Source organism: Niabella digestorum, from assembly GCF_036409055.1.
Lineage (GTDB): Bacteria > Bacteroidota > Bacteroidia > Chitinophagales > Chitinophagaceae > Niabella > Niabella composti.
This window is the reverse complement of sequence record NZ_JAZGLY010000002.1, coordinates 1-24706: the sequence shown is the minus strand read 5'-3', so window position 1 is coordinate 24706 and position 24706 is coordinate 1. Positions and strand designations below refer to the sequence as shown.

The following is a 24706-nucleotide window of genomic DNA, read 5'->3' as shown; positions in this document are numbered from 1 at the left end:
AGTAACTATCATGATTACAGCATTTGATTATGAGAAAATGGACAGGCGGAGCTGTCTCTTTTCAAGAAAAACGCTTAGACTCGGTGTGTCTACACTTTGCTTTCTATTATTTATTCATGACGGAAGTGCCACAGCTTATTCGCCACTAAAAGTACCGGATGTTGCCTTCGGTAGTTCATCAGTTCAATGGAAAAAAATCAGAGGAATTGTTTTAGATGTAAATGGCTCGCCCATTGCAGGTGCAGTAATAAGCCTGAACGGCAAACCTATCAGCCTTACAACCTCCGGCGATGGCCTTTTTGAAATTGAAGCCAACGAAGGCGATGTATTGGAAATCTCTCACGTATCATATACTACACAAAAGGTTATTATCGGAAAAGAAACCCAACTAACTATTGTTTTACAGCTTAATATTAATAGTTTAGATCAGGTTGTTATAACGGGTTACACAGAGTACTTAAAAGGTAAAAGCCCAAGTGCCTCAACACAGATAAATGCTGAAAACATCAATAAAATACCCATGAGTACTCTGGACCAAATACTCCAGGGACGTGTACCCGGAATGAGCGTTATTTCAAGCTCGGGACAACCAGGTCAGGCAGCAGCCGTAGTAATAAGAGGTATTGGTTCTATAAACGGAAGTACCACCCCATTATATGTAATGGATGGTATTCCTATAGAAAGCGGGTATTTTCAAACCATCAATCCCGAAGACATTGAATCTATCACGGTTTTAAAAGACGCTTCGGCTAAAGCACTCTATGGTTCCAGAGGTTCCAATGGAGTTATTGTAATTAATACCAAAAAAGGGAAAAAGGGAAAGCCTCGTATCCATTATAGTTCTCAATACGGTTTCTCTACCTTAACACAACCCACTTTTGAAATGACGGACACCAAGGAACGTCTGCGTTTTGAAGAAGAAGTAGGTCTTGAAACCGGTCGTGATATTGGACCTGGATGGCGGTTCTCTCCTAAAAATCCCACTTACGCCAATCAGTCTCCCGAGTGGCAACGAAATGCCGATCGTATATTAGACAGCTTAAGTAAAATAAATACCGATTGGCGCGACATGTTCTTCCAAAACGCCCGCTTCATGGAGCAACAAGTAAGCCTTAGCGCCGGCAATGAAAATGTTCAAACCTACAGTGCTGTAGGCTTATGGAAAGAAGAAGGTATTGTGAAAGAAACAGGAATGGACAGATTCTCGCTCCGCAACAATACCAATCTTAACTTTGGAAGATTTTCCGCCGGTGTAAATCTTTCTTTAGGATATTCCTCCTCGCGCTTTACGTATAATGAAGGAGGCACCTCAGTAGGTACTCCTATGGCTTCGGTGTATTATGCTTTACCATATGAATATCCTTATACACCTGATGGAGTATTCCATCCGGTAGACAACGGAATGGGTTTTTATGATACACGTGAAGGAAGCCGTGGTATAGATGTTCTCTACGGAACATCAGATAAAACCGAGCAGTTTAAAACCATATTAGGACTAGATCTGGCATATGAAATAATAAAAGGCCTTAAGATTAGTACCCGAACCGGTATCGACTTGAGACACTCGGTGGATCAATTATTTATCAACCCGCAATCATACATAGGTAGCAGACAGCCTGGAGAAAAAGGGGCCTTTGGTGAAGGATATCGCAGAAATTTCAATATAGTATCTACATCGGGGATCACATACAAAAAAAGACAAGGAGTACATGATTTTGAAATTTCAGGATTCTTCGAATATCTATATAACCATTACCGAGCATTCAGTTACAGAGGTTATGGCCTAGATGACAGATTACCGGAAACACCTGCCAGTATTACTGTAAGTACTGCATTTTTACCCACGCTCAGCGGTAGCCGCTCTAACAGTGCCCTCATGTCATACATGAGTGTAGGTCGCTACTCGTTTAACAATAAATATACCGTTACTGCCAGTTACAGATATGATGGTGCTTCACTGTCATCTGTACCCAAGAAGAATCGTTGGCACGGATTCTATTCCTTTGGAGCCAGCTGGGACGCAAAACAGGAGCATTTCTTAAAAAATTCACAACTAATCTCTGTTTTGCATGTAAGAGCAAGTTTTGGTCAAACTGCTAGTCCATTTGGTAGCAACTTCGCTTACCTGCCTACCTATTCAGCCAACACTACATACGGAGGCTTACCGGGCATCAGACCATCCAACATCGGGAACCCCGATTTCGATTGGGAGTATGTAGACGAGTTTAACGCAGGCTTTGACCTTTCGCTTTTCAAATCACAGCGAATCAAATTGATCATAGATTTTTATAGCAAAATCACAAAGAACATGTTTATCGACCTGCCGCTTTCGGCCACTGCTGGGGCCGGATCCGGCGGTACCGCTCCCCTTAGCTCCGCTAAAATGAGCAATAAAGGGATTGAGTTTAATTTAAGCGGGGACATCATACAAACCCAAAACTGGAATTGGAATGTAGGGGTAAATGGAGCATTTAATAGAAATAAAATTCTTCGTGTGAGTGATGTTACCGACGAGCTGCCAGATGGTGATACCAGAATTATCAAAGTAGGATATCCCTATGGCACCTATTACGCTCCCCGTTGGGCAGGTGTGGATCCAGCCACAGGAGATGCGCTATATTATAATCGCGACGGTTCCATCACCAATGTATATAACGAAGAACAACAGGCAGTTCCTCTTAATGCATCTATGTATCCCAAGCTAACCGGAGGAATTACCACAACCATACGCTGGAAAACCCTTTCATTAAACGCCTTATTCTCGTTTGTATCCGACGTACAGCGCTGGAACAACATCGACTTTTACATCGAGAATCAGGCGTACATGACAAGCAACCAAAGTAAGAGGATGCTGTATGACCGCTGGAAAAAACCTGGCGATATAGCACACTTACAACGCATAGATATCCCCAGAAATTTCACATCTAAAGATATCCAGGATGCAGCATTTATGCGTTTGAGAAACCTAAGACTCAACTATAGTGTACCTAGCGCACTACTGCAGTCTTTACAAGTGGTAAAATCTGTAGACGTATTTGTGCAGGGGCAAAATCTGATTACCTGGACTACATGGCGCGGATTGGACCCCGAAAACAACCGTCAATACGGAAGATTTGAATATCCTAACGCCCGCAAATACACAGTTGGCATCAACATTAATTTCTAATCTAAGTAACTATGCAGATAAAAAAAATATTCTCCATATTAGCATTAACAGTACTCGTATTCCAGTCTTGTTCCAAACTGGACAATGCTCCTTCAGATTTTATAGATCCTAGTAAAGCGTTCCGCAATCTGGACGACGTAAACATGGGAGTAATCGGAGCCTATGCTCCCTTAACTTCCACCATCATAGAAACAGGGGCAATAGTATCAGATGAAGTAATGTTTCCTACAGAGAATACGGTATCTAATACCACAGCTCATCGCTGGTTGTACAATTCATCATCAGGATCAGTAACATCGGCATTCTATGAGTATTATGTAGTGATAGACCGTGCGAACCGGGTATTAGAAGCTATTCCCAATATTCCCGTTAACGCTTCTACACAAAGCAAACTCGACCAGTACCACGGAGAAATGCTAGCATTACGTGCTTACTGCCATTTTGAATTATTGAGAGCTTATGCTTCTGGATACGAGAAAGACAGCGTAGGTATTCCATACATGAAAGAACGCAAACTGGGCTATCCCGCCAGAGCATCTGTTCAATCTAATTTTGAAGATATCAATACCGATCTTCAAGCTGCCAAAGCGCTCATTCCTACCAGCTTCAATGACAATAGTCGCATTACTAGAACAGCTGTGGCTGCTATTCAAGCGCGTGTGGCTTTATATCAGAAAAACTGGAGCGATGCTATTACTTATGCGTCAGAAGTCATAAACAGCGAACCGCTAGCTCCCAAAGGTGATTTTGCTAAAATCTGGAAAGATGAAAGTCAATCAGAAGTCGTGTGGAAACTTGCCCGTGTAATCGGCGACTCTCGAATCGGTGCAGCATTTTTCCGCGAGACAGGCGAAATAGTACTTTATGCCCCCTCATTTAAATTGATTGATCAGTTTGGCCCTATATCGCAAAGAACCGACGATGTTCGATTCGAAAGCTATATCGAATACGCACCGAACCGTCCTGCAGGGAAATCCCAGTATCTTGTCAATAAATATGTGGGGGGCAATCCGAGTTATAGAGGTCTGGCTGATGTAAAGCTGTTTCGTACCGGAGAAATGTATTTAATTAGAGCCGAAGCATATTTGGAAAATAACAATCTTGTTGAAGCAGCGAAGGACTTAAACGAGCTAAGAAGAGCCAGAATTTATAACTACATCGATCAGAACTTTGCCGACAAAACCAGCTTATTGAATGCCATTTACAACGAACGCTTTAAAGAGCTGGCATTTGAAGGGCATCGGTTTTTTGACTTAAAACGCAGAAGGATGCCCGTGGAGCGCACTACTCAAGACGCTGTCAATACTTCCGGTGCAGTTAGACTGGAATCAACAGCGGCTCAGTATTGCTTCCCAATACCGGCAAATGAAATGGCTGTTAATAAAAATATGACTCAAAATCCCCACTATTAAACTTCAACAATGAAAAAAATCATTTCTGCAATATTTGTCGTGTGGGTTTGCATAGGTTGTGGCAAATCATCCGACCCTAATAACCCGTTTCGACCGGATGCGCCCAAACCTTCGGAACCCGTAACGCGCTCAGCTTCCATCGGCATTGTAGGAGATGCAGCAGATGTGCAAACACAAACAAAAGGCGGAATTGTGATTATGGGAGGCGGTTCGGATGTAAGTGCAGCACTACAATGGATGATTGAACGAAGCGGAGGTGGTGATGTAGTAGTTATTCGCGCTACAGGAACAGATGCTTACAATAGTTACATCAAAGGGCTTGGCAATGTCAACTCTGTAGAAACGTTGAAAATCGATTCGCGTAAACTTGCTGACGATGATAATGTAGCCAGAATCATTCGCGAAGCTGAGATGTTGTTCATTGCCGGAGGAGATCAGTCTGACTATGTGAACTATTGGAAGGGAACCAAAGTAATGGCGGCTATCAATTATCTGATCAATGAGAAAAAAGTTCCCGTAGGCGGAACCAGTGCAGGCGCCGCCATTCTAGGCAATTATTATTTCAGCGCAGAAAGAGGTGGTATTGATTTGTCACTTAACATTAATGCACTCACCAACCCTTATCACGAAAGAGTAATCATCGGAAGAGATGACTTTTTAAAATTTCCCATACTGCAAAATGTCATCACCGATCAGCACTTTTCTCAGCGCAATAGACAAGGTCGCTCCATTGCTTTTTTAGGAAGAATCATGAAAGATTGGGGTAAAACTCCTTACGGTATTGCTGTGGATGAGGCCACTGCTGTTTGCATTGATGAAAACGGCATAGCCACTGTTATTGGCAGCAACAAGGCTTTCTTCTTAAAAACTGATGCAGCTAAAGCGCCCGAAACTTTTGCCGTAAATACGCCTGTAACTTGGAACCACGAAGGAAAAGCAATACAGGTATTTGCTCAGTCGGGAACAGCAAGTAACAATAAATTTAATTTGAACACCTTTCAGCCAGAAAGCACTAACGGCCTTGAAAAATATTGGTGGGCTGTAGCATCAGGCAACTGGGCTCAAAGTGTTCGTGACTAACATTTAAATACCATGAAAAGTATAATTAAAACAATAGTATTATGTGCCGGCATATCTAGTCTTGCCCTCCAGTCATGCACTAATAAGGCCATAGAAGATAAAAACACTAAGTATGTGATGGTAATTCATGGGGGGGCGGGCACTATTGAGAAGCAGCACATGACAGAGGTAAAAGAGAAAGCCTATGTAGCAGCATTGACAGAAGCTCTACAAACGGGCCACAAGCTGCTTCAAGAGGGCAAATCCGCTCTTGATGCCGTACAAGCCGCTGTAAACGTGCTGGAAGATTCGCCTCTATTCAATGCCGGTAAAGGAGCAGTATTTACTAATGAAGGGAAAAACGAACTAGACGCTTCCATCATGGACGGGCAGACCCTAAAAGCAGGTGCCGTTGCCGGTGTTACCAATATCAAAAATCCGATCAACGCAGCACGTGCTGTAATGGAACAATCAGAACATGTAATGATGGTTGGACGAGGCGCAGAGCTGTTTGCAGCAGCCCATGGCTGCGACACTGTTCCCCCTTCATATTTTTTTACACAGGAGCGTTGGGACCAATTGCAAAGAACTATTCAAAAAGAAAGCAATGGACGCAATGCCTATCATGAACCAGATCCACGGCAGCAACAGATATACGGACTTACTGCAAAAGATGCAAAGTTTGGAACTGTTGGGGCTGTAGCATTGGATCAACAGGGCAATTTGGTGGCAGCAACCTCAACCGGGGGCATGACTAACAAGAGATATGGCCGTGTAGGCGACTCTCCTATCCTCGGTGCCGGCACATATTGCAATAACAATACAGCCGGCATATCATGTACAGGATGGGGCGAATACTTCATCAGAGCTACTGCTGCAAGCCGGGTATCAGCGTTGATGGAACTGAAAAACCTATCGGTTAGCGATGCAGCCAAACAAGTAATCGAAGAAATCGAACGTCTAGGCGGTGATGGGGGTATCATTGCTCTGGATAAGAACGGAAATGTTGCCATGGAATTCAATACATCGGGCATGTACCGTGGCACCGTGGATGAGAACGGAAAAATATCTGTACACATTTACAAGTAACAAACCATGAAAAGATTTTTGCTTAGAAAATATCTCTTATTTATAGTTCTAGCTTTAACGTGGGTATCCTCCTACGGACAAGCCTATAAAGGCGCTCTCTTCATTATCGGTGGTGGGGATCGACCTCCCCAGCTCATGAAAGCTTTAATCGAAACTGCACAATTAAGGCCTACGGATTACATTGTAGTACTTCCTATGGCAACAAGTATTCCGGAAGAATCCGTAGCATACTTCAAATCCCAAATTAAAAATTTGTGCGGCAATTACATTACCAGTTTTAATTTCAATAGAGAACAGGCAGATCATCATCAAGCATGGATCGATTCGGTTCGTAATGCCCGATTAATCTACATCACAGGTGGAGACCAAAACAAATTTATGAAAGTAGTGTATGGCACCCGCCTATATGATGCTATGCACGAGGCATTGCGCAATGGAGCTACCATCTCCGGAACGAGTGCCGGGGCCGCAGTCATGTCGCAAATAATGATTACGGGAGAAGAGCGGGAAGATAAAAAAGGTAGTTTTAAAGACATTAAAAAGAATAATACAATTACTTCCCAAGGAATGGGATTTATTACCGGCGCCATTATTGACCAACACTTCATAAAACGTAGTAGATACAACCGACTAATTAGCCTACTTGCCGATCATCCCAATAAGAAAGTTGTAGGAATAGATGAAAGTACTGCAATTATCGTAAAAGGAAAAGAAGCTCGAGTTGTGGGAGAAAACCAAGTGCTTGTAATTGCATCTCCCAAGAATCTAAAAACTTTCAAAAACAACAAAGTAGCATTTAAAAACGCAAATTTCTCCTTGTTTTCAGAAGGAGACAAGTTTGCAATAAAATAGTTAGATAATTTTTTAATCAAACTTAACAGTCAAAAAATCATAAAAATGATGACACTTAAAAGACTATTGACTACCTTTTTAATTATCATAATTGCTTTGACAGGTTGTAAGAAAACAAAATACAATTTCAACGACCTTCCACCTACTGTTAAAAGCTATTTCACAGTAGCCAATAACCAGTGGAACATAAATGAAACCATTCAATTCACCAACCAATCGGAGAACGGGGATTCCTATTTTTGGGACTTTGGAGATGGAACAACATCCACTGAAAAAGATCCCAGCAAAACTTATCCTAATCCGGGTACTTATACAGTTAAACTTAGAGTAATCGGACAAGGCGGAACAGGCAACTATTCCATGGATATTGTTATCATCGACCCCAATATTATCATCGACACAGATAAAGAATTGTACTTTATCGAGTACGGTAGCAAGCTTGTACGTAAGATTTCGCTTGTCCCAGGTTCTACAGTAGAAACCGTTATCAATATGACAGGTCGCGAAGCGCATGGTATGGCCTATGATTCTATAAACAAGCATATTTATTATTGCGATTTCCAGAATACCAACTCGGGTAAGATTTGGAGGATGGATTTTGATGGCGAAAATTTAGTTGAGTTACTTTCCGGTTTGGCTTCTCCTTACGGGGTTGCGTTAAATCTGGCCGAAGGTAAAATGTACATCGCCGATGGTCCCAATGTATCCCGAGCCAATCTGGACGGTAGCGAATATGAAAAAACATTTATAACTATCCCCGGTGGAGCGATGCGTGCTGTGGCATTTAATAGCAAATCCAATACCATCTATTTTTATGAAGTAAACGATGAAAATCTTTTTGCAGCCAAAACAGACGGTACAGGGGTTGAAGCTGTTATTGAAGGCGCTTACGGCTATGGCATCTTTATAGATGAAGTAAATGACAAGATCTATTATGATGATAGAAACAATACGGGTATTATGCAGGCCAACTTAGACGGCTCTGGTATAACTAAAATTGCAAATGTTACCGGGAATAGAGGCGGTTCGGGTATAGTGGTTGATTATAAAGAAAACAAACTATACTGGGCTGAAACTAATAACGGATTTATTAAAAGAGCTAATCTCGATGGTTCTGGTGCCGAAACTTTCCTATCAGGAGTAAATAACCCCAGGGGGATGTTTATAAAATAAACACTAGAAACTAAAAGTGGCGACTCAAGGGTCGCCACTTTTTTATTCAGTATACTTCGATACCATTTCTTAATTGCATTACTTCAGATATCCCAATATCTTCAGCATGCTTTGAGCTGATTGCTCTTTTGCATATACCCAATCTTCCAGTTCACCATTCTTGTTATACTCCAGAATAACATGCTTGGGTGAAGGAATCAGGCAGTGCTTAATGCCACCATACCCACTAATCTGATCCTGATAAGCTCCAGTATGAAAGAAGCCCACATATAGCGGTTCATCATCATCGTCGCTACCTTTTTGCTTCACCTCACCAACACCGTTGCCATTGCCGTTGTCATTCTTTATTTTGGGAAGAAATACTTCGTTGATGTGTTCTTCACTATCGTAATAATCGTGTCCGTCGCAAGTGATACCTCCCAATACTACCCGCTGGTATTCGTTGTTCCATTTATTAATAGGTAACATCAGAAATTTCTCTCCAATTCCCCAAGTATCCGGTAAAGTAGTAATGAATGAGGAATCTATCATGTACCAGGTTTCACGGTCGTTCTGACGTTTTTCACCAATTACACTGTAGATATGCGCCATACTCTCTCCTACGGTATAACTCCCAAACTCAGTGTAAATATGTGGAACAGGTACCCGGGCCTTTTTGCAAGCAGATTTAATTGTACTTACAATTTCATTAATCATAAACTGATAGTCGTACTCGAAAGCCAAACTATGCTTAATGGGGAACCCGCCCCCAATATTGAGCGAATCCAATTCGGGGCATATTTTCTTGAGCTGACAATACAGATTAATACTCTTGCGCAACTCACTCCAATAGTAAATATCATCCTTAATACCCTTGTTCAGGAAAATATGCAACATCTTCAGCTGGAACTTCTCTTCATTGCCTTCAATCTCGTCTACATAAAACTCCAGTACATCCTTAGCCCTTATTCCCAATCTTGAAGTATAGAAAGGAAAGGTAGGCTCTTCTTCCGCTGCGATTCGGATACCGATTTTAAAGGGCTCTTTTGTTTTGATACTGCGCTTATACATATTGAGCTCCTCTTTATTATCCAACACCGGAATCACATTCTTAAAACCGCTATTGATAAGCTTAGCTATACGTGATGTATAGTTCTTTTGCTTAAAGCCATTACATACAATGTTTATATCTTTTGTGATCTTACGTCTTTTGTAAAGCTGATTAATGATATCGATATCATAAGCAAAAGAAGTCTCCAGGTGTACATCGTGCTTCAGCGCTTCTTCCACTACAAAAGAAAAATGAGAACTCTTCGTACAGTAGGTATAGAAGTACTGAGCGTCGTACTTATACTTACGCATAGCATTAGCAAAATACTGCTTCGCTTTGTTGATGTTCATGCCAATTTTGGGTAAGTACGTCACTTTTAGAGGGGTCCCGTGCTTCTTAACGAGCGCTTTGTAATCAATACCATTAAAGAGGAGGTCTCCATTCTTTACCTCAATTCCTTCCTGAGGAAAATTAAAGGTCTGTTCTACCAGCCCTAAGTATGAATTATTCATCTGCCATAAACCGGCTACACCGGCACTTAATGGTTTAAAAATTGAGTTCTAAATTAGGAAATATGTATAAACGATATTCTTCTAATGCCACCTAATTTCATCCAGGGTCTAACTGCGAAAAATAAATGCAATAATAAAAAAAGCAGCACAAATAAAGTGCTGCATTTTCTTAATTTTTATTTGTTACAAATAGCGTTCACTATTTAACTGAGTTTACCAAAGCTTTGAAGGCTTCCGGATTATTCATCGCTAAATCAGCGAGCACTTTTCTATCCAATCCGATTCCTTTAGCTTGCAGCTTGTTGATAAACTGAGAGTAAGTAAGTCCTTCTTCGCGTACGGCTGCATTGATACGAGCAATCCACAAAGTGCGGTATTCTCTTTTCTTTAGTTTACGACCCACATACATGTAGGTCATACCTTTCTCAACAACGTTTTTAGCAACGGTATATACATTTTTACGTTTTCCGTAAAAACCTTTAGCTTGTTTTAATATTCTTTTTCTGCGTGCTCTAGAAGCAACTGCATTTACTGAACGTGGCATGTCTTAAAGAGTTTTAAATGTGAAATTTTTGGATTGAAAATAAGAGACTCGAAATTATTTCAGTCTCAGCAGACGTTTTACGAAATCTACATTGGGTTTTGCAACTACCCCGTCAATACGCATACCGCGTTTACGCTTAGTAGATTTTTTAGTGAGAAGGTGACGTCTGAAACTCTTTTGGTGAGTAATCTTGCCGGTTGCCGTTACTTTAAAACGCTTTTTTGCGCTAGAGTTTGTTTTTACCTTAGGCATGGTAAATAATCGATTTTATTGTTACACCCTTGAGGCGTTCCCGCACCGGCGGGACTCTTTTCGAGCCTCTTCAGGCAAATATTCGCCATTTAAAGGAGTGCAAAGGTAGGAAGTTTTTATGATTCAAAACTGAGATTTTTGCCCAAGGGCACTATTGGCTTTCAGAACGAGATTTAAAATTGATTGTCAACCATTTACGAACTGGCTCGTCTATAAATTTCAGGGCTGCCCAGGCTAATACCACCGATGCCACTAGGATAACTCCTGAATAAATATACAACGATTGCTGCCCGGGATTTGTAGCCGCATAATTGCCCAAAATCCATATCATCCAGTAATGCAACATATATAGCGGATACGAAATATCGCCTAAGAAAGCACACAATTTACTCACCCAGCCTGTGGCCACCGTTCCGGCCCCAAAGGCAATAATCAACGGAAACAATAATATCACAAATAGCATTTCTGCCAGAATATCGTTGTCTCGATGCGGGAAAAAGAAAACCCCCATCAATAATGCAGCGTAAATTATAAAATGCAGTTTGTTAGGTATCACCCACCCAAAGCGGTACACCGCCACGCCCGCTAAAAAACAGCAACTCACGCGTGCATAGCCCTCCCAATAGTTTTCTCCACTCCAGCCTACACAAACGTTTCCGGCCTGCCAAGTTACCCATACAAGGGATACAGCAGCAATTGCCAGCAACACAGTCAGCAGTTTCTTATTGATGTGTACCAATACCAAAGCATAGAAAATATTAATAACGTATTCCAGCCCTAAAGACCATGCAGGTGCATTTAACGGAAATACATTTCCATAACGCCCTAAGTAGGGATAAGGGATCATCAGTACGGAGCAAATTGTGGCCACTGCAATCTTTCCCCACCCAAACTCTTCTACCGCACTTGTAGAGGCCAAAGGATCCAATAATAATCCCAATAATCCTACTATGGTCCCCAACACCACTAAGGGATGCAACCGAATCAGGCGATTAATGAAAAATCTCTTTTTACCAATCCTATGTATTCTGCTATCATACGCATAGGCAATTACAAACCCCGATAAACAAAAGAAAAAGTCTACGGCAAGATACCCATGTGCTACCGGACTTTCATTGAAATCAGGTATCAGAATTTCATAACAATGAAACACTACTACCATAATAGCTGCAATACCTCGCAGCCCATCTAATATTTCGTAATGGGGAGTTCCCGCTAATGATTTCTGAGACACCTTATAAAGTAATTAATGTGTGTACAATGGAATAGTAACAAACTCAGGTTGTAACAACTTATAAATGATGCAGAGCTCTATAGGATATAGGAAGATTATTGTATGCTATAAGTTTCTGCCGGAACAGTAGCTTTTACCTTTTGTTTATTTCCTGTACCCTGAGGATTACAACCATACTGAGAAAAATACCAGGCCGCAGCAATTACTGCAACCGTAAATAATATCCATAATGCTCTATTTCTATTGCGTGTAGGATTTTGCCTTTGAAAAAGCTCTTCACGCATTTCGGCGGAGGTGGTTTCTCTATCGCCTACAATAGTGGCAAAGTTGGTATTTTTTCTGATGACTTTTCTGGCAGTAACCTGCGTGAAAGGGGAGAGTTTTTCCTGTTCTGCTATAAACACTACTTTGCCTTCTTCTTTAACCAGCTGTCCTACCCCATTCCACGAGATTTTTTCACCGCTATCCAGCTTCTCGTTCATTGCCTGAACAAAACTTTCAAAATCTGCTACTGCCTGCTCCCTCGATATATGCTGGTTTTGGGCTAGCCAGTTATAAAATGCATCCGGCTCCTCAATAACCACATCAGATGCTGCAATAAAAACTACCGACCACCCCGGAGGCAACAGTGTTTGTTCTGCACGATTGGCATTAGCTCCTGCAGACTGCAATTCAAAAACACCTATTTGTGGAATTGTCAGGCGCTTATACTCAAATAAGTATCTTGTCAATGCATCAAACATATCCAAAATTTGTAACGAATATAGTAATTCACGGGAGAACCATTCGATTATTTACATTTTTCCTTTAGTAGCACTAAGACTAATTATACACTTAGCGGGGCGCTACATGATACTAATTTCCTAAGTTTGTCCAGTTTAAAATCCTCTTATATGAAACTAATGACCAGTAAGTATTCTGAACCCTCTGTAAGCATAAGTTTATTGTTATTACGTGTAGTAGCAGGCTCCACAATGCTTATGAATCACGGATTGAGAAAACTTTCCAATTTTAACAATATCGTTGCTAAAGGTTTTGCAGACCCTTTTCATATTGGCGCCAAAGCTTCCTTGGGACTTACCATATTTGCAGAAGTTTTTTGTGCCGGCCTTATCATTATCGGGTTGTTGACCCGTATAGCATCACTACCATTGATTGTGGCCATGACTGTGGCTTTATTCTTCGCACATAGTGGAGATCTATATGGTGAAGGAGAGTCTGCAGGCATTTTTCTCACAATATTTGTAGTATTGTTTTTGATGGGGCCAGGTAAATTTAGTCTTGACAAAAAAATAGGCAAATAATCATCATATGTATAGTCATGAAACCAAAATAAGAGTACGTTATGCCGAAACCGACCAGATGGGAGTGGTGTATCATGGCAATTATTTCCAATACTTTGAAGCAGCCCGTGGCGAGTGGCTCAGAAGCCTTGGCTTTTCTTATGCCGATATGGAAAAGTCGGGCATCATCATGCCGGTTGTAGAAGTGCAGTGCAAATATCTACGTCCCGCACTGTATGATGAGCTTATTACCGTGAAGGTTATTCTGCAGGAACTGCCCCAACATCATAAAATCACATTTCTACAGGAGATATATAATGAAGGCAATGAATTGTTGGCCAGCGGAAGAGTAATATTGTTTTTTATGAATGCACAAAATAAACAGCGTGCCAAAATGCCTGAGGCCTTATATGAAAAGCTAAAACCCTTCTTCAACGACGATGTCGCACACGGCGCATAATCTCTACGAAATCGAGAACGTATATCCTCCGAAGCATCCTGATACAGGTGAGGCCGCATCGCCTTTATGGTATAAAGGGATTTATAGCATTGTGTTATATCTGGGGCTGGGTTATATGCTTTTGAGAAGATGGGACTTATTATTACTAATCTTCGGCATTGTACTGCTTCATGAACTGGGCCATTTTTTTGCAATGCGTTATTATCATTATACGGATATCGGCATTCTGTTTCTTCCTTTTATCGGCGCATGGGTTCAAGGCAATAAAAACGAAATTAGTCAACGACAAAGCATCATCATCCTCTTGGCCGGCCCCGTACCGGGGATATTACTGGGATTGTTGCTACACTGGCTGGATGGCAGCAAAAACATTTATGTGGGAGCCATTCCATTGGGATTTATTGCACAACTATTAATATGGGCCAATCTACTCAATTTACTCCCCCTCTATCCGCTAGATGGCGGCCAGTTATTACATCGTATCTTTCTAGATGAAGAAGAACGATTCATCCATATTTCCATGTTGCTTTCTATCATTGCAACAATATGGATTAGTACAAGCACGCATTTTTACCCATTATTAATCATTCCGGCTTTACTGATTTATCGCTTCATCAATGACCGAAGTAATGTAAAGCTGGAAAAAGCCATTGAAGCTTCTGGCATTGACGTCAACACCACTTATGAAGCTCTTAGCAATGAAGCATATTGGAAATTGCGGGCTATATTAATTCAACATATTCCTTACCTACATCATGTAAAAACTGGGCCTCCATATGTTTATGATACAAATGAAAGCCGTATTGTACAATTAGTAAAAGCAGTATTACAAAAAAATTTACTGCTGGATGTTTCGGCCAAAGGGAAAATTGTATTGGCTATTGTGTGGCTTGTACTGCTTAGTCTGCCTTGGTTGTTCGATATCGATTTCTTACTTTTAAAATATCTCACCCCATAATTCTCATACTTAAAATGCATATTATGAAAATTCCCAAAGGTCATCAGCCGCTAATGCCCTATTTAATCCTGAAAAACGCCCACAGCTTTATCGATTTCACCAAGCATGTATTTAATGCTGAGGAAGTATTCAAAAGCTACAGAGATAACGATAATCAGATTATCATGCATGCCGAAGTGCGAATCAACGGTTGCAATATTATGTTTGCCGATGTAACCGAATTTTACGAAGTAGCCAATGCCAACCTATTCGTATACGTAGAAAATGCGGATGAAACATTTCAGAAAGCAATAGAAAACGGAGCTACGGTTATCAATGAGCTAGCAGATCAGGACTATGGTCGCAGTTGTGGGGTACAGGATCCATTTGGCAATGTATGGTGGATTACCAGCATGAAATAACTCCCCTCTAAAGGAAGTCGTCTCGTGATTTTCGCTATTAAAAGATAGGTATATAATCAAACGCTACCTTCGGGACACTGAAACAGTAAAATGCACTTTTTTGTCAACATCTTTTACTCCAGAGGTCGGATAGGGGGTGATACTATCAAGAGTAAATAGATATTTGGAACCCTCAGCTGATAGCAAATATGTTTCACTCATCCCTAACCTTTGACAATCTACCCCGGTACACAACTGTACATTTCGCTCACTCTTGTTGCTAATATCTACATGCAGGACAGCTACCGCCTCGCCTCCTCTTATACACTGAACACCTTTAGGACAACGACTTTCGCGTATTTCCTTAAGAGTAATAGTAGCATTGCTCACGGTAATCTTTTCATTTACCTTCAAAACAAAGTTGCTACCGCCTTCTTCACCCACAGGTATTGCCTTACGGGAGCAGGCAATAGCAACAATACATATTGCCATTAGCAAATAACTTTTCATATAACTGCTATTTGTTATTATTCATAACAGAAATTATACAACAGGCAGTTTCCAACCATTGTGGTAGATCGGCTTTACAAGCTGGGTAGCTTTCTCAACATTGAACTTGTTCTGCGCTTCATTCCAGTAAATTTTTTCGCCAGTGCGAACGGCGATATTTCCAAAGTGACTAACAATAGCTACTTTAGCTCCGGCTTCAAAAGGACAGTTCAAATCTTCTTTTTTTCTTGACTTTACCACATCGATAAAGTTGGCAGCATGTTTTTGCAAGCCATTATCGGAGGCCTTTGTCCAAGGTACTGCTTCAATTTTATCTCTATCGGGTCTTACTTCCCAACCAGCTCTACTCAATAGCAACGTACCATTCTCTCCTATAAAAGCTATACCGTGCTGCATTCCGTACAACCCTACTCCAGTAGCCATATTATGCTCCCAGCTCATCTGAAAATCGCCAAAATCATACAGTGCTGTTTGGATATCCGGTGTTTCACGGGCATCATTTGGGAAAACGTATTTACCACCGGTAGCCATTACAGATTTTGGAATACCGGCTTTCATACCTAATAATACCATATCAATCAGGTGGACGCCCCAGTCTGTCATCAGGCCGCCAGCATAATCCCAAAACCATCTGAACTCATAATGAAAATGATTCTTATTAAACGGACGCTTTCGGGCGGGGCCCAACCACATGTCATAATTTACCCCTGCAGGAACCGGAGAATTGGGCACTACAGGCAGCGGTTGAGTACCCGTACGGTACATCCAAGCTTTGGCAGCACTAATTTTCCCTAATTTTCCAGAATGAACAAAGGCTATGGCGTCATTAAAATGTTGTTGACTGCGTTGCCATTGAGCAACCTGCACTACACGTCCATAGCGTTGTACAGCTTTGTTCATCAATTGTGCTTCATAAATGGAATTAGCTACGGGCTTCTCACAGAAAACATCCTTTCCTGCAGAGCAGGCATCGATCAATTGCAGGCAGTGCCAGTGATCGGGTGTTGCAACAACCACAATATCCACATCTTTATCAGCCAGCATCTTTCGGTAATCGGAGTATATGCGAGGCTTAATGTTCAGCTTACTTAATTCTTCTTTGCGTTTGCTCAATACATTTTCGTCAATATCACACAATGCAACGCACTCCACCTCAGGAACTTTCAAAAGTGCGTTGAGATTGCTCCACCCCTGTCCTCTGCATCCTATAACTCCAAGGCCTATTTTATCGTTAGAAGAAATATTTCTTTTCATTGCAAGTAAATCCGCAGAAAGAAAAGCTCCTGCACCTAATACTGTGGCTCTTTTGATGAATTCGCGGCGTGTATTCATTTGCTCTTAATTTAAAAATGATCTATAAAATAATTATGGCTTAAAATTCAATACATTTGGCTATTCTAAGACGTGTTATTGGTCTTCTACCATTTTTTTTATAATCTTTTGGCAAGAATCGCACATTTCTAACGTCACAATATAATCATAAAAATAAAAATATCACATAAACCAATGAAAAAAGTATTGTTTGCGATTGCGCTCATGGTAACCTCTACCATGACTATGGCCCAATGGAAAAGTTTATTCAACGGTAAAAATTTAACAGGCTGGAAACAGCTGAACGGAAAAGCCAAGTATGAAGTAAAGAACGGTACCATTGTAGGTACTACCGTATACGGTGAACCCAACTCTTTTCTGGTTACCGAAAAGGAGTACGACAATTTTGTTTTGGAATTTGAATTCAAGGTAGACAGCACTATGAACTCAGGCGTCCAGTTCCGCAGTCTGAGTAAAGCCGATTTTAAAAATGGGCGAGTACATGGATATCAGTTTGAAATCGATCCTTCGGCACGTGCTTGGTCAGGTGGCATTTATGACGAAGCCGGACGAGGCTGGCTTTATCCTGTAGAACTTAATCCTTCGGCCAAAACAGCATTTAAACAAGGCCAATGGAACCGTGGGAAGATCGAATGCATTGGAAACTCCATTCGCACCTGGCTGAACGGTATACCAGTGGCACATTTGATTGACGATGCCATTTCCAAGGGTTTTATAGCCCTACAGGTACACTCTATCAACAATAAAAAAGATGAAGGAAGACAGATTAGCTGGCGCAATATCCGAATTAAAACTACCGCGCTGAAACCGGAGCCACTACAGGGCGTATTTGTTAGAAACACGATACCCAATAATTTGTCCGATGCAGAAAAACAATATGGCATTGAACTTCTTTTCGATGGAAAATCATCTACAGGATGGCGCGGTGCATATAAAAATACTTTCCCCGAAAGAGGCTGGGCTATTAATGACGGTATGATTGAGGTGCTTGCACGCGGCAGAGGTGGAGATATCGTCACCGAAAAAGAGTACAGTGCTTTTATCTTACAATTCGAATTTAAACTCACTGATGGAGCTAACAGTGGTGTAAAATATTTCGTTCCTGAAAGACCAGATAAACCTGGTTCTGCGGTAGGACTGGAATACCAAATTCTGGATGACGAAAAACATCCCGATGCAAAAATGGGTAGAAATGGAAATAGAACACTAGCTTCATTATACGATCTAATAGCATCAGACCGTGAGCCACGTGCTCGTAAAAAAATAGGCGAATGGAATTTCGGCATGATCAAAGTATTTCCTGACAACCGGGTAGAACACTGGCTCAATGGCTGGAAAGTATTGAGCTATACACGCGGTTCCCAGGAATTCAAAGATCTAATCGCAATTAGTAAGTATAAAGATTGGGAAAATTTTGGACTAGCACCTCAAGGTCGTATTCTTTTACAAGATCACAACGATCATGTATCCTTCAGAAGTCTGAAAATTCAAGAACTTAAATAATACACTCCTCCGTATAAAATTTAAGCGGGATCTATCACATAGATACATCCCGCTTATTTTTATTTTTTATCCTGAAAACGCTCCCATACTTCATAGATAGGATCGCCCTTGGAACTTTTTCCGGAGTGTATCCACTTACCGTCATCTAGTTTGCCGTCAAAAGTTAAAGACATTCCAACGCGGCTATCATCTCTGGAGAAAAACTCAATATTCTCGGTGTATTTACCATCCTGAAAGCTATAAGTACCACCACCGGTACCGAAAAACTCCCCCGTTTCAACATTGATAGCTGCCCACTGAAAACGGGTCGCGGTCAATAACTTTAAAGTTCTTCTAGCTCGCAAAGGAATATCCACCATCTGATCGCCTTGTTTTCTTTGCGTAATACGCCAATTACCAGCTAAATGCTTATCTCCGCTGTCAATTCGCTTCCAAGTAAAGCTGATGCTGCCATCCATCGTATTTGTGATTAACTCGTTTTCCCTAACAATAAAAGTGTACTCGCGAGTTTTACCGGCGCTATTTTTGTCGGCGCTGTTAAATTGCACCTGTACCTTCAGCAGCCCGTTCTCAATAGTATAAGGGCCACCAGTAGTGAGAATAAACTTTTTATTAGCAAGGTTGTACTGCGTAAACATACAGTATCCATCCTGTACCAACATTATATAATTATCACCATCTTGAGTAAAACTCCACGCACCCTGTAATGCCTTTTCATTATTGTAATCCTCCTGTCCGCGCATGGACAGCAACAGTACAGTTCCTAATACAAGAAAAATGGCCAAAATGTTTTTCAGTTTCATATACAAGCATTTTAATGATAAAAAAATAATCAACTTTCTTTTAATATCTGTTCAATTTGCTCAAGTTCTGATTTTTCAAAATGTGTATTATTAAGACATCCTAGTGAATCTTTTAACTGAGTAGCGCTGCTCGCACCTACAAGCACAGACGTCACACGTTTATCCTTCAATAACCATGCTAAAGCCATCTGAGCTAGTGTCTGTCCTCGGTTTTGTGCTAGTTCATTCAGTTTTTGAATTTGTAGCAGACGTTCTTTAGTTATATCTTCTTTTTTTAAGAAGCCATGCGCCTTGGCCGCACGTGAATTTTTAGGTATGCCTTTTAAATATTTGTTGGTAAGCAATCCTTGTGCTAATGGAGAAAAGGGAATGCAACCTACACCTTCTTTCTCTAACAAACTCAATAGACCATCTTCTACCCAACGCTCAAACATAGAGTATTTAGGTTGATGAATAAGACAAGGAGTGCCCATCTTACGCAATAAGTTAATAGCTTTTTTAGCTTCAGGCACTCTATAATTAGATAAGCCAACATATAAGGCTTTTCCCTGCCGCACAATGAGGTCCAATGCTCCTATAGTTTCTTCTAACGGTGTTTGAGGATCTGGCCGATGATGATAAAAGATGTCCACATAATCCAGCTTCATGCGCTTGAGACTTTGATCCAGACTGCTCACCAGATATTTTTTCGACCCCCAATCCCCGTAAGGTCCCGGCCACATAGTATAACCTGCCTTTGTTGATATTATTAGTTCATCTCGATGATGTTTAAAATCACTGTGAAGAATCTTCCCAAAATTCACTTCGGCACTTCCAGGAGGAGGCCCATAGTTATTGGCTAGATCAAAATGTGTAATCCCGTTGTCGAATGCAGTATGTAAAGTTTTACGATAAACCTTCACATCATCCACATCTCCGAAATTATGCCATAATCCTAATGAGATTGCTGGTAGTAACAGGCCGGATCTACCACAGCGCCTGTATTCCATATTATCGTAACGTTTTTGAGAAAACTTTATTGCCATAACAAGCTCTTTAATTATTTCGCTTTTATTACTTCAGATGATCTAAAACTCTATACATTTTACGTACTAACGTAGTTGCACTTTTACTGTAATTATTTACTAATATGGCAAAAATATACTCCTTACCTGCTTTTGATTGGTGATACCCCGCAAAAGCTTTTACCCGATTGATAGTACCGCTTTTCATTTTCATATCATTATACACCGGCATTCCTTCATAGAATTCTTTGAACCACGGGCGCTCTTTTGCATATTTCAGTACCATAACCTCAGCATGAGCCGTTACTCTGTTCTGTGGGGATAAGCCAGAACCGTCATATAAATGCAATTCTTCTTTATCAATGCCTTTATCGACCCAATGTTGCTGTAGCACCTCAATACCCTCCGAAGTACTAGCTTTACCTTTCACTTTTAAAGCAATAGTACGTAGCAGGGCTTCTCCATACAGATTAATGCTCTTCCTCAAAAACCAATAAATAATTTCTGATAGTTGAGGTGAAGTATGTGTATAAATCCAATTCACATTTTCTTGCTCCGGGATATTTACTTCCACCTTATTATTTTTTACTATTGCAATATCTTTAATTACATCGATAACAGTTTTTGCAAACTGCCCTGCAGGATCATATATCGATCCTGAAACAGTAAAATTATTTTCTCCTAGAGGAATCGTGCCTCTTAATTCACTATAGCGTTTGCCTTTAGATGGATAATAAAGAGCAGAACGGTCGCCAGTACCCTTGCCTGCGGCAGAGGCTTTAGATACTATTGTATAATCATACAGATAAGGGATCGTTTTTACTATAGTTACGGCATCTCCGATGCGAGGTCCGGATTTCAGTATGACGTCAAACTGATTCTCCCTCCAGTTCAACCCTTGTGCACCGGCACCATAATACTGACCTATATCTTCCCATATCCAGCCGCCCGGGATATCATCATCGGCTTCCCAATCGGTAGTATTAATCATTACAGATTCAAAACTTTTTACTCCTGATGCCCTTACTGCCTCTTTAATACGTCCCAGAATAAGACTATCCTTTGTTTCTTTCCAGCGCCAGCTACCAAACGTGGGGTCGCCACTAGCCTGAATATAAAGATGATGACCACTATGAGTAGATATAATTCCCACTTTAGTTTGATAAGTATAATCCTTTCCTAAAATATCAAAAGCTGTAGCTGCAGTAATAACTTTAAGGGTTGAGGCCGTTGCTAACCCTTTGTAAGCATTATGTGTATATACAGTTTTGCCTGTTACTGCATCCACTACATGTAAAGCCGCAGTAGCATATTTCAATTGTTCGTCTTTATTAAACTCTTCCATAGCTGCTGCTAATTTGGTAGAAACCTGTGCCAGCACAGCATTTCCCAACATCAGCAATAGCAATAACAACCTATTTCTTTTTTTCATTGGATATTTATTTTATGTACTTACTCTATAACTCTGGCTTTATACACTTTTATATTAGGTAGAGGAATTGCAACATCAGGATTTTTAATCCGCACATGATAAGCCCACCAGCTTTTTTCTGCTTGTGTATAGATAAGTCTTTTTTTGCGTTTATTGTAATTCACAGATTTCACGTTATGTTGATCAGCCAAAAGATCAAAGACTGTGAATTTTTCTTTCTTAATGTCAAAAAGATATACGTTATCATGTGTAGTGATTAGCATGAAATTGTCGTCGATAGCATACAAATCATGCCCTCCTTCGCTGGGAAGCTTCCAACTTTTTTCTAAAGTAAGGCTTGCATGCATTGTTTTCGCATCCTTCAACTGATAACATCTTAAGACATCGAAGCCCAATGCGAATACCCTCTTACGCCTTTTATTCCATACAACTCCGTGGCCTGAATACAACGAATCCTTGTACAATACTTTCTCCGGTTCACTTACATCATACAGCTCAATACTATTGCCTTTTCTATGTGTTGAAAGCGCAACAGCTATTTTATTTCCTGGTAATGGTGCTGCCGAATGTGCCATAGGGGCATATGCATAGAATAATATCTTTTTAGTGGCTACGTCCAGTAATACTACACCTCCGCTAGATGAGGTAAGCAACAATTTTTTACCCTTCTCCAACGATTTACATTCATCTAGTGGAAATAACCATTTCTGGTATTGCTGAGGAATACTAGCAGCTTCGGATACCTGCCAACGCCACTTGATAACTGTATCTCCTTTCTCTGCCTCCTTTCCATCTAGTATCACTACTTTATCATCGCCGCATACTACAATATCGTATTGAGCCGAGGCTTGCAACACTATGATAAACAATAAGAAACTGAGGAGAGAATATAATTTCATAATGAATGAAGTTATTACAGTAATTTAATTTTTTGTTATCCCTATTTCAAAGATATTTGTTATTGAAACAATTACCTGTAAAATGAATGAAATAAACGCCTCCATCATTACTATCGGTGATGAGCTATTGATTGGACAAACCATCGACACCAATAGTGCTTTTCTTGGACAAGAGCTTAATAAGATAGGTATTTGGGTGAAGCGTCGCGTGGCAGTGGGGGATGTATATGATGATATTTGGAAGGCATTAGATGAAGAACGCAAGTATTCTAGACTTATTATTCTTACCGGAGGCTTAGGGCCAACCGCTGATGACATTACGAAACCACTTTTATGTGATTATTTTAAAACGCGCTTAGTAAGAAACGAAGCCGTATTGCAACATATACATGACCTTTATGTAAAAGTATATAAGAGAAAAGCATATCTCACTGAGGAGAATAAAAAGCAGGCAGATTTGCCTGAAAACTGTACCATACTACATAACGCTTATGGTTCGGCTTCGGGGATGTGGTTTGAAGATAAAAATGCCCATGGCGATCCCATCGTTTTTATTTCCTTACCTGGTGTGCCTTATGAGATGAAAAAGATATTTGTAGACGAAGCTATTCCCAGAATCTTGCAAACATTCGGGGGCTATGCGGTAGTACATAAGGTTCTGGCGACTTTCGGATTGGGAGAAACTTTAATTGCTGAAAAAATTGCATCCATAGAAAAGCAGTTACCTTCTCATATTAAATTAGCTTATCTACCGGGATACGGACAGGTAAAATTAAGATTGACAGGTAAGGGACTGAACAAGGAATTACTGGAGCAGGAAATCTTACCCTATTATGAGCAAATACAAACTTTACTAGAAGATATCACTATTGCCAACAACGATGATACGTTACAGATAATTATAGGCAAGCTGTTACAACAACAAAAGAAAACCCTAGCCACAGCAGAAAGCTGCACAGGAGGTTATATTGCTCACCTCATCACTAGTGTTCCTAAATCGTCGTCACATTTTAATGGGGCTGCAGTGGTTTACAACAATGATATTAAAGAGAAAATATTAGGTGTAAGTCATGAAACACTCCAGACAGAAGGCGCAGTTAGTGAAGCTACAGCACGACAAATGGTGGCGGGAGCTTTAAAACAATTTGATGCCGATTATGCAGTAGCCACAACGGGCATTTTAGGGCCTCCTACAGAAAACGACGAAAAACCAGTAGGCACTGTATGGATAGCCGCGGGAAACAAAGATGAAATTATAAGCAAATTGTTGAATTTAGGTTATGATAGAGAGCGTAATATTGAAGCGGCGGCCTTACAAGCATTAAATCTACTCCGAAAATTTATTATAAGTCACGGTTAAAGAAACTTGGAATTAGGGCACTTTCATTCTAAGAGATATCATCTATCTTATTTAAGGAGATAGTAGTGAAATTTTATTGCCTCTGAATTATAGATTTTTTAAGAGATAGAAAAAATAAAAAAGCCTTCGTTGTAATAACGAAGGCTTTCAATAAATACGGCGGCTACCTACTCTCCCGCATTGTGGTGCAGTACCATCGGCCTTAAGGGGCTTAACTTCTCTGTTCGGAATGGGAAGAGGTGAACACCCTTAGTATAACCACCATAAAATCTTACAGATCTTGTATCAACATACCGTATGTCTCAACAAAACCATCAATATCATAACATATTGAAAAAATATTTAAAGAAGAGTACCTAACTAAATAAAATTAAAGCTTACGGGCAATTAGTACTACTCGGCTTTGATGTTACCACCTTTACACCTGTAGCCTATCAACGTCCTAGTCTCGAACGGCCC

23 protein-coding genes and 2 rRNA genes are annotated in these 24706 nt (G+C 40.6%); 12 read left to right on the top strand and 13 right to left on the bottom strand.

All coding sequences use genetic code 11. From position 1 onward, the window contains the following. The first annotated feature begins 10 nt into the window (after nt 1-10). Genes V2H41_RS02830 through V2H41_RS02805 form a run of 6 tightly spaced genes read left to right on the top strand, consistent with a single transcriptional unit; the run spans nt 11 to nt 8751 of the window. Entirely contained in the window at nt 11-3166 is a 3156-nt protein-coding gene (locus V2H41_RS02830; protein ID WP_330973605.1) for a SusC/RagA family TonB-linked outer membrane protein, read from the top strand. Between the two features lie 11 nt (nt 3167-3177). Then, nucleotides 3178-4578 (top strand): RagB/SusD family nutrient uptake outer membrane protein, encoded by a 1401-nt coding sequence (locus tag V2H41_RS02825; RefSeq protein ID WP_330973604.1) that lies wholly within the window; start codon nt 3178-3180, stop codon nt 4576-4578. A gap of 9 nt (nt 4579-4587) precedes the next feature. Then, the gene (locus V2H41_RS02820; protein ID WP_330973603.1) at nt 4588-5658 is read left to right on the top strand and encodes a cyanophycinase; all 1071 of its coding nucleotides are present in this window, start codon (nt 4588-4590) and stop codon (nt 5656-5658) included. Nucleotides 5659-5670: 12 nt separating this feature from the next. Continuing rightward, a complete protein-coding gene (locus tag V2H41_RS02815; RefSeq protein WP_330973602.1) occupies nt 5671-6726 on the top strand; it encodes an isoaspartyl peptidase/L-asparaginase family protein in 1056 nt (351 codons plus the stop codon). A 6-nt stretch (nt 6727-6732) separates the two neighbouring features. After that, the gene (locus tag V2H41_RS02810) at nt 6733-7578 is read left to right on the top strand and encodes a cyanophycinase (RefSeq protein ID WP_330973601.1); all 846 of its coding nucleotides are present in this window, start codon (nt 6733-6735) and stop codon (nt 7576-7578) included. 45 nt (nt 7579-7623) lie between these two features. Continuing rightward, nucleotides 7624-8751, top strand: a complete 1128-nt coding sequence (locus V2H41_RS02805; protein WP_330973600.1) for a PKD domain-containing protein — start codon at nt 7624-7626, stop codon at nt 8749-8751. A 78-nt stretch (nt 8752-8829) separates the two neighbouring features. Here the strand turns inward: V2H41_RS02805 and V2H41_RS02800 are convergent, their stop codons facing one another. The 5 genes from V2H41_RS02800 to V2H41_RS02780 form a co-directional block, all read right to left on the bottom strand. Beyond that, nucleotides 8830-10293: a type III PLP-dependent enzyme domain-containing protein gene (locus tag V2H41_RS02800; protein ID WP_330973599.1), complete on the bottom strand. Its 1464-nt coding sequence runs from the start codon at nt 10291-10293 to the stop codon at nt 8830-8832. Between the two features lie 199 nt (nt 10294-10492). Next, nucleotides 10493-10837 (bottom strand): 50S ribosomal protein L20, encoded by a 345-nt coding sequence (gene rplT, locus V2H41_RS02795; protein WP_330973598.1) that lies wholly within the window; start codon nt 10835-10837, stop codon nt 10493-10495. Between the two features lie 54 nt (nt 10838-10891). Further along, on the bottom strand, nt 10892-11089 hold the full coding sequence (gene rpmI, locus V2H41_RS02790) for a 50S ribosomal protein L35 (protein WP_330973597.1): 198 nt from the start codon (nt 11087-11089) through the stop codon (nt 10892-10894). A gap of 151 nt (nt 11090-11240) precedes the next feature. After that, entirely contained in the window at nt 11241-12323 is a 1083-nt protein-coding gene (locus V2H41_RS02785) for an acyltransferase family protein (protein WP_330973596.1), read from the bottom strand. A gap of 95 nt (nt 12324-12418) precedes the next feature. Continuing rightward, nucleotides 12419-13066, bottom strand: coding sequence for a hypothetical protein (locus V2H41_RS02780; RefSeq protein WP_330973595.1), 648 nt, complete (start codon nt 13064-13066; stop codon nt 12419-12421). Between the two features lie 150 nt (nt 13067-13216). Here V2H41_RS02780 and V2H41_RS02775 point away from each other — a divergent pair, with 150 nt between their 5' ends. Genes V2H41_RS02775 through V2H41_RS02760 form a run of 4 tightly spaced genes read left to right on the top strand, consistent with a single transcriptional unit; the run spans nt 13217 to nt 15425 of the window. Further along, nucleotides 13217-13627: a DoxX family protein gene (locus tag V2H41_RS02775; protein WP_330973594.1), complete on the top strand. Its 411-nt coding sequence runs from the start codon at nt 13217-13219 to the stop codon at nt 13625-13627. A gap of 7 nt (nt 13628-13634) precedes the next feature. Next, nucleotides 13635-14066 (top strand): acyl-CoA thioesterase, encoded by a 432-nt coding sequence (locus tag V2H41_RS02770; protein WP_330973593.1) that lies wholly within the window; start codon nt 13635-13637, stop codon nt 14064-14066. Beyond that, nucleotides 14047-15024 (top strand): site-2 protease family protein, encoded by a 978-nt coding sequence (locus tag V2H41_RS02765; RefSeq protein ID WP_330973592.1) that lies wholly within the window; start codon nt 14047-14049, stop codon nt 15022-15024. Before V2H41_RS02770 ends, V2H41_RS02765 begins: the two co-directional genes overlap by 20 nt. A 23-nt stretch (nt 15025-15047) precedes the next feature. Further along, on the top strand, nt 15048-15425 hold the full coding sequence (locus tag V2H41_RS02760) for a VOC family protein (RefSeq protein WP_330973591.1): 378 nt from the start codon (nt 15048-15050) through the stop codon (nt 15423-15425). A gap of 63 nt (nt 15426-15488) precedes the next feature. Here V2H41_RS02760 and V2H41_RS02755 read toward each other — a convergent pair whose 3' ends face one another. Together V2H41_RS02755 and V2H41_RS02750 are read right to left on the bottom strand one after the other, a co-directional pair. Next, nucleotides 15489-15914 (bottom strand): hypothetical protein, encoded by a 426-nt coding sequence (locus V2H41_RS02755; RefSeq protein WP_330973590.1) that lies wholly within the window; start codon nt 15912-15914, stop codon nt 15489-15491. Nucleotides 15915-15947: 33 nt separating this feature from the next. Beyond that, on the bottom strand, nt 15948-17246 hold the full coding sequence (locus V2H41_RS02750; RefSeq protein WP_330973589.1) for a Gfo/Idh/MocA family protein: 1299 nt from the start codon (nt 17244-17246) through the stop codon (nt 15948-15950). Nucleotides 17247-17420: 174 nt separating this feature from the next. Here V2H41_RS02750 and V2H41_RS02745 point away from each other — a divergent pair, with 174 nt between their 5' ends. Further along, the gene (locus V2H41_RS02745; protein WP_330973588.1) at nt 17421-18749 is read left to right on the top strand and encodes a 3-keto-disaccharide hydrolase; all 1329 of its coding nucleotides are present in this window, start codon (nt 17421-17423) and stop codon (nt 18747-18749) included. A 59-nt stretch (nt 18750-18808) separates the two neighbouring features. On the opposite strand, the gene V2H41_RS02740 is transcribed toward V2H41_RS02745, so the two are convergent. From V2H41_RS02740 to V2H41_RS02725, 4 genes are read right to left on the bottom strand one after another with little or no spacing between them, the layout of a single operon-like run. Next, nucleotides 18809-19552 (bottom strand): hypothetical protein, encoded by a 744-nt coding sequence (locus V2H41_RS02740; protein ID WP_330973587.1) that lies wholly within the window; start codon nt 19550-19552, stop codon nt 18809-18811. 29 nt (nt 19553-19581) lie between these two features. Beyond that, on the bottom strand, nt 19582-20577 hold the full coding sequence (gene mgrA, locus V2H41_RS02735; RefSeq protein WP_330973586.1) for an L-glyceraldehyde 3-phosphate reductase: 996 nt from the start codon (nt 20575-20577) through the stop codon (nt 19582-19584). Between the two features lie 28 nt (nt 20578-20605). Then, nucleotides 20606-21988: a D-alanyl-D-alanine carboxypeptidase/D-alanyl-D-alanine endopeptidase gene (gene dacB, locus V2H41_RS02730; RefSeq protein ID WP_330973585.1), complete on the bottom strand. Its 1383-nt coding sequence runs from the start codon at nt 21986-21988 to the stop codon at nt 20606-20608. Nucleotides 21989-22008: 20 nt separating this feature from the next. Continuing rightward, complete coding sequence (locus tag V2H41_RS02725; RefSeq protein ID WP_330973584.1) at nt 22009-22887, bottom strand: DUF6528 family protein; 879 nt, start codon at nt 22885-22887, stop codon at nt 22009-22011. Between the two features lie 82 nt (nt 22888-22969). Between V2H41_RS02725 and V2H41_RS02720 the strand changes: the two genes are divergently transcribed. Then, nucleotides 22970-24247 (top strand): CinA family nicotinamide mononucleotide deamidase-related protein, encoded by a 1278-nt coding sequence (locus V2H41_RS02720; RefSeq protein WP_330973583.1) that lies wholly within the window; start codon nt 22970-22972, stop codon nt 24245-24247. Between the two features lie 154 nt (nt 24248-24401). Here V2H41_RS02720 and rrf read toward each other — a convergent pair. After that, nucleotides 24402-24513: ribosomal RNA gene (rrf, locus tag V2H41_RS02715) — 5S ribosomal RNA — on the bottom strand. A 100-nt stretch (nt 24514-24613) separates the two neighbouring features. After that, nucleotides 24614-24706: ribosomal RNA gene (locus tag V2H41_RS02710) — 23S ribosomal RNA — on the bottom strand; the annotation flags it as partial.